This window comes from Bradyrhizobium sp. NAS96.2, assembly GCF_001908235.1.
In the GTDB taxonomy this organism is placed as follows: Bacteria; Pseudomonadota; Alphaproteobacteria; order Rhizobiales; family Xanthobacteraceae; genus Bradyrhizobium.
Genome location: NZ_LGHK01000196.1, coordinates 1 through 6,039, shown reverse-complemented (window position 1 = coordinate 6,039; position 6,039 = coordinate 1). Strand labels below are relative to the sequence as shown.

The 6,039-nt window shown below is 64.3% G+C and carries 6 protein-coding genes; 3 read left to right on the top strand and 3 right to left on the bottom strand.

What is annotated here, in order from left to right; genetic code table 11:
- Positions 1-221: 221 nt before the first annotated feature.
- Entirely contained in the window at positions 222-443 is a 222-nt protein-coding gene (locus AC628_RS33535; RefSeq protein WP_074131010.1) for a hypothetical protein, read from the top strand.
- On the opposite strand, the gene AC628_RS33530 is transcribed toward AC628_RS33535, so the two are convergent.
- A complete protein-coding gene (locus AC628_RS33530; RefSeq protein WP_074131009.1) occupies positions 391-1,362 on the bottom strand; it encodes a LysR substrate-binding domain-containing protein in 972 nt (323 codons plus the stop codon). The genes AC628_RS33535 and AC628_RS33530 overlap by 53 nt on opposite strands.
- A gap of 86 nt (positions 1,363-1,448) precedes the next feature.
- Here AC628_RS33530 and AC628_RS33525 point away from each other — a divergent pair, with 86 nt between their 5' ends.
- Positions 1,449-2,534 (top strand): YeiH family protein, encoded by a 1,086-nt coding sequence (locus AC628_RS33525; protein ID WP_074131008.1) that lies wholly within the window; start codon positions 1,449-1,451, stop codon positions 2,532-2,534.
- Between the two features lie 13 nt (positions 2,535-2,547).
- Here the strand turns inward: AC628_RS33525 and AC628_RS33520 are convergent, their stop codons facing one another.
- On the bottom strand, positions 2,548-3,561 hold the full coding sequence (locus tag AC628_RS33520; RefSeq protein WP_074131007.1) for a formamidase: 1,014 nt from the start codon (positions 3,559-3,561) through the stop codon (positions 2,548-2,550).
- Positions 3,562-3,852: 291 nt separating this feature from the next.
- Between AC628_RS33520 and AC628_RS33515 the strand changes: the two genes are divergently transcribed.
- Positions 3,853-4,530, top strand: coding sequence for a cysteine hydrolase family protein (locus tag AC628_RS33515; RefSeq protein ID WP_074131006.1), 678 nt, complete (start codon positions 3,853-3,855; stop codon positions 4,528-4,530).
- A 247-nt stretch (positions 4,531-4,777) separates the two neighbouring features.
- Here the strand turns inward: AC628_RS33515 and AC628_RS33510 are convergent, their stop codons facing one another.
- Positions 4,778-5,749, bottom strand: a complete 972-nt coding sequence (locus tag AC628_RS33510; RefSeq protein WP_168193508.1) for a helix-turn-helix domain-containing protein — start codon at positions 5,747-5,749, stop codon at positions 4,778-4,780.
- Between the last annotated feature and the right edge of the window lie 290 nt (positions 5,750-6,039).

Below are 6,039 nucleotides of genomic sequence, written 5' to 3'. Positions count from 1 at the left end.
AGCGGTTTTCCCTCGTGACAAACGCGGAACGCGTTTGCGCGGAGATCATGCTCAAACAAAGAGCTAAAGCGCATCGCGCTTTAGGCGCCGAGAAGGAAATACTCCCTGCCTTTCGGGCCAGAAAACGTCCTTCCAATTAGCCGCCGCAAAAGGCATTCTGCTACCCTTGCTTCCGCCCCCGCCGTCGCGACATTCTGCGGGTAGTCCAGATGGTTACGACGATGAGCCAATCCGCATTCGATCCCTTCGGTGAGCCGGTCCCCGCAGTCGATTCTTCGGCCGCGAGCGAGGGCGTATCGAAATGGCTGAAGACCGCGGGCACCAGCGTGTTCTGGGTGCTGGTGGTCGGCATCGTGCTGGCGCGCGCGGTCTATTTCGAGCCCGGCGTGTTCAGCTTCGAGCGTGCCGTTGCCTGGGCACAGGGTCTGTTCGCCGCGCTTTAGCCAGCTGCATCCGCGGCGCCGTTTTCGCCGCCTGGTTTTCCCGAATGATCCCCTCGAACGCGACCGCCGCCGGCACGTCCAGCCGGCCGGGCGATTTCAGCTGCCACAGCGTGCGCTCGATATCGACGCCCTTGATCGGGATCACCTTGAGTTTGCCCAGCTTCACCTGATCGTCGATCGTCGCGATCGACACGATGGCGACACCGACGCCCGATGCCACGGCCTGTTTGATCGCCTCGGTGCTGCCGATCTCCAGCGTCCGCTGCGGCTCGACGCGGTGGGCGGCCAGCGCCTGCGCGACCACCTCGCGCGTGCCCGAGCCGGGCTCGCGCACGATCAGGATCTCGTCGTTGAGCAGGCGGACGTCGATCGGGCCCGCGGCGGCCGCGAAACGGTGATCCGGGGCCGCGATCAGCACCATCACGTCGGTGCGCCAGGCCTCGCTGCTCAGGTTCTCGTCCTCGACCGGGCCCTCGACCAGCGCGATTTCGACCTCGTGTCCCAGCATCAGAGCGGCGATATCGCTGGTGTTGGCGCTCACCACATGCAGGTCGATGCCGGGAAAGGCGCGGTGGAACACGCCGAGATATTCCGGGATCATGTAGGTCGCGATCGTCGTGCTGGCGCCGATGCGCAGCGAGCCGCTGTCGAGGTTGCGCAGCGCCTGCAACTCGTCCTCGGCGGCGCGCTCGGCCGCGAACAGCGTCTCGGCATGGCGGGCCAGCGCCGCGCCCTCCCGGGTCGGCCGCACCCCCTTCGGGGTGCGGTCGAGCAGCCGGCAGCCGACCTGCAGTTCGAAATCCCGCACGCCCTTGGAGATCGCCGGCTGGCTGATGTGCAGGAGGTCGGCGGCGCGGGAGAAACTTCCACTCCTCGCCACGGCCGCGAACAGGCGGAGCAGATGCAGGTTAAGGGACATAACTTCTCTCTATCGGGGCAGTCCGAAAAGATATTAGCCAAGAGGCCCGCCTTGGCGCATAAAATCTTCTCCGAAAAGAGGATTTCGTGCCGCAACAACAAGATCGGGGGCAGAAGCAGGGGGTGCTGAAGGGCATCACCCTGCTCATTCCGGGCATTCTGCTGTGCGGGGTGGTCACGGTCATCTCGCTCGGCGTCCAGGCCGCCGAGGAGCGGGTTTTCGACCACCCCTATATCGAGGCCCTGGTCGTCGCGATCCTGCTCGGGATGGCGGTGCGCACCGCCTGGGAACCGTCGGAGCGCTGGCGCTCGGGCATTGCCTTCAGCGCCAAGCAGTTGCTCGAGGTTGCGGTGATGCTGCTCGGCGCGTCCATCAGCTTCGCCGCGATCCTGGCGTCGGGTTGGCTCCTGATCGGCGCGATCGCTCTGACCGTCGTGATCATGCTGGCGGTGAGCTATGGCCTTAGCCGGCTGCTCGGGTTGAAGACAAAACTCGCGATCCTGATCGCCTGCGGCAATTCGATCTGCGGCAATTCCGCGATCGCGGCGGTGGCGCCCGTGATCGAGGCCGATGGCGACGACATCGCTTCTTCGATCTCGTTCACCGCCATCCTCGGCGTGCTGATGGTGCTTGGCCTGCCGCTCTTGATTCCGCTGCTGAAGCTGACCGCGACCCAATACGGTATCCTCGCCGGCCTCACGGTCTACGCCGTGCCGCAGGTGCTGGCGGCGACCGTGCCGGCCGGCATCGTTTCGACCCAGATCGGCACGCTGGTGAAGCTGGTGCGCGTCCTGATGCTGGGTCCGATCGTGGTCGCCCTCTCGCTGCTCGTCGCGCGGCGACGCAAGGCAAGCACCGAGGCCGGCACGGCCGCGCAAGGTACTGCCAATGCAAAGGCCGCCTCGATCAGCCCGTTCAAACTGGTGCCCTGGTTCATCATCGGCTTCCTGGTGCTGGCGGCGCTGCGCTCGTTCCAGCTGGTGCCCGACGTCGCGATCGCGCCGGTGACCAAGACGGCGGCGATCCTCACAGTCGTCTCGATGGCGGCGCTCGGGCTCGGTGTCGACGTGCGCGTGCTCTCGACCGTCGGTGGCCGGGTGACGGCCGCGGTCACGCTGTCGCTGATGCTGCTCTTGGCCTTGAGCATCGGCCTCGTGCATTTCTTCAAGTAGCCGCTTACGGCGGCTACTCTGCGGCCTTCGCGGTCTTGCCGAACATCCGTGTCGGTGCAGGAAAGCCGCAGGACGTGCCGTCGGTGATCTTGACCTGATCTTCCCAGGGCAGGCGGAAGCGGCCGGACACCATGTCCTGCATGAACGTGTAGGGGCAATCCATCGCGCCGCCTTTCACCGCGACATAGCCGCGGTGCCACAGCTGATAGATGTTGTTCTCGACGCCCCAGTTGATCCGTGCCTCGCGCACGAGGTCGGGCCGCACCTCGGCGGTGATGATCTCATCGGCCCGTCCGGTGGTCCCGTGCGCGATGATGCTGCCGTCGAAATTGACGATCATGCCTTCGCCCATCGAGTCGAACGACCCGTCCGAGCCGCACATGCAGACATTGGCCGTCACCATCAGGTTCTGGAACGCATTGGCCTGGTTGGTGAAGCGCCAGCTGTCGCGGATCGGCGCGGTGTAGCCCGCGGTGCGGATCATGATCTCGGCGCCCTTGTAGGCGCATTCGCGCGCCATCTCCGGGAACATGCCGTCGTGACAGATGATCAGCGCGATCCTGGCGCCTTTCGGCCCGTCGATCACGGGAATGCCGACATCGCCCGGCTCCCACGGCTCGACCGGAATCCAGGGATGGAATTTGCGGTAGTACAACTTGATCTCGCCGTGATCGTCGATGACCAGGCCTGAATTGTAGGGATTGCCGTGCGGGTTGAACTCCATGATGGAGAAGCAGCCCCAGATCGCATTGTCGATGCAGGCCTGCCTGAAGGCCGCGACCTCGGGCCCGTCGAGGCGGCACATGATCTCCGGATTGGTATCCATCGAGAGGCCGTGCAGCGAATATTCGGGAAACACGACCAGGTCCATGGTGGCGAGATTGCGCCGCGCCTTGCCGACCATCCAGACGATGCGTTCGGTCTGCCGTGCCAGATCGGCCTTGGTCGCAACCACGGGCAGCTGCAGCTGCACCAGTCCGATCACGACGCCGTTGGGTGATTTGTTGAGGCCGCCAAGTCCATTCATGCCTGTCCTCCCGCTTGTTGTTTGAAGCGTTGTCATTTCGCGAACGCTCGTCGCTGTTCGCTCGGGCTCCGGTCCAGCTCTTAGTCTTAGCTAGCAACGATCATGCCAGCAGGATCGAACGATGCGCAAATCAAGCGGACGAGAACCGGCGAGGGCGAACGGCCGAGCGCGGGTCCAAGCGATTGAGATGCCGGACATTTCGGGCCGTCGCGCGCGACGGCTGCATCATTGCGCAATGGCACGCGGTTTGCTTAATCAAGCTTGGGTCTTCTCGCATTCGGGGCGTGCGTCATGGCAAATTCAGGCGGGACAATCGCGGCGGAGCCGGCGCCGATCACGCTCGATTGGAGCAGGACGGCCCTCGTCATCATCGACATGCAGCGCGATTTCATGGAGCCGGGCGGCTTCGGCGAGACGCTCGGCAATGACGTCAGCCAGCTCGCCCGCGCGGTGCAGCCGATCGCCGCGGTGCTCGCGGCGGTGCGCGACGCCGGCCTGCTGGTGGTTCATACCCGCGAGGGCCATCTGCCCGATCTCTCCGACGCGCCGCCGGCGAAGGTCGAGCGCGGCGCGCCGTCTTTGCGGATCGGCGATCCCGGGCCGATGGGGCGGATCCTGATCCGCGGCGAGGCGGGGCATGACATCATCCCCGAGCTCTATCCGCTCGAGAACGAGATCGTGATCGACAAGCCCGGCAAGGGCGCGTTCTACGCCACCGAATTCGGCGACATCCTCAGGAAATTCGGCATCGAGAATCTGCTGGTCTGCGGCGTCACCACCGAGGTCTGCGTCAACACCACGGTGCGCGAAGCCAACGACCGCGGCTATCGCTGCGTCGTGATTTCAGATGGCTGCGCGTCCTACTTCCCGGAATTCCACGAGATGGGCCTGAAGATGATCAAGGCCCAGGGTGGCATCTTCGGCTGGGTTGCCGATTCGACCGCGGTGCTGGAGGCGCTCGCTGCGTAGCTAGAGCATGATCCGGAAAAGTGTGAAGCGGTTTTCCGAAAAGATCATGCGAAAGCAAGAATCTAAAGCGCGATGACGATTCAAATTCATCTCATCGCGCTTTAGTGCTCCGTGATTTCCGAAGTTCGTATAAGAGTGAGCCGCATGTGCTTCCGAACTTCGGAATCGGAACGCCATCCACTGCGCAACGAAAACGAAGAGCCAACGCGATAGCGATTCGATCCGTATCCGTCGCGGCCTAACGCGCTCAACGCCGCATCGTGGCGCGGACGTCGGAGGGCGTCGCGCCGTAGCGGCGGCGGAACGCGCGGTTGAAATAGGACAGGTCGCCGAAGCCGGCTTCGAACGCGATGCTGCTGATGTTGCTATCGCCCCGGCGCGGATCGGTCAGCAGCCGATGGCTCTGCGTCAGGCGGGCGTCGAGGACGAATTCGGTGAAGCTCGTTCCCTCGTCGGCGAACAGGCGCTGAAGACTGCGCGGCGAGAGATTCCGGCGCGCCGCGACGGTGACCAGCGTGAGGTCGGGATCAGAGCAATGCGCATGGATGTCGGCTTTGGCGGCGGCAAGCCGCGCGGCGCGTAAGCCCCGGTCCTTCGCCACAGCCGCCCCGTCGCGGGTGGCGCCGATCACCAACGCCGCGAGGTCGTAGATGTGGGTGACGACGACTTGCCGTAGTTCGGGCATCGACATCGGATCCATGCGGATCAGCTTTTGAAGATAGAAGGCAAGCAGTTTTATGGCTTCGGTCTCGCGCGGCACCGGGCGCATCAGCGCATCTTCGGGATACGACACGAGCTGCGTAAGCGCGCTGCGCCGCAGCCGCAGGCTGAGGAAGCGCGTCAGTGACGGAGAGATGCTCACCCACGGCTCCGTGGTCGACATCAGGATGGCATCGCCGGCAGCGCTGGTGACCTCGCGGCCCCGGTGCGACAGGACGGGCGCGCCGCTCAGCGAGATGCGGAGCATGAGGTGGTCGGTGCCGTCGAGCAGTTCGTGCGTCACGGCAGTGCGTAGATTGCCGAGGGTCCAGGATCCAAAGCACAGCTCGGGGAGGGCCTGCGCGGTCGCCTCGGCGTGGAACGGCCCGTCATGCAACGGCATCGTGTCGAATTGAAAGACGCGGCGTCCGATCGCTTCGCGCCATATCGCGAGCTGGTTCTGCGCCGGCCATTCGGCGGTCGAAAATCGGAGCGTCGTGGGCTCTGGGCTCTCTGACATCATGGTCTCGCAGGCGTATGCGTTCTGATCTGTGTTGCCGCGTTGTGGCACCGGTGTCCCGCTCCCGACGCTTGTATCATTTTGCCGCGGGTACGGCTTTCGATTTGAAGTCCGCTTGCACGGGCAAAGCAGACACGCGACCCGACGTCGGGGATATCGCCTTGTGACCCCAGGACTAAACCGCTCGCGCGGTAGGGCGCTGCTGCGGTCAGCGTAGCCAAGACGATAGCGCAACGGGGCGTCCTGTCTTGAGATGAGGGGTTCGCAACCTTCACTCAAAACAGGAGCAT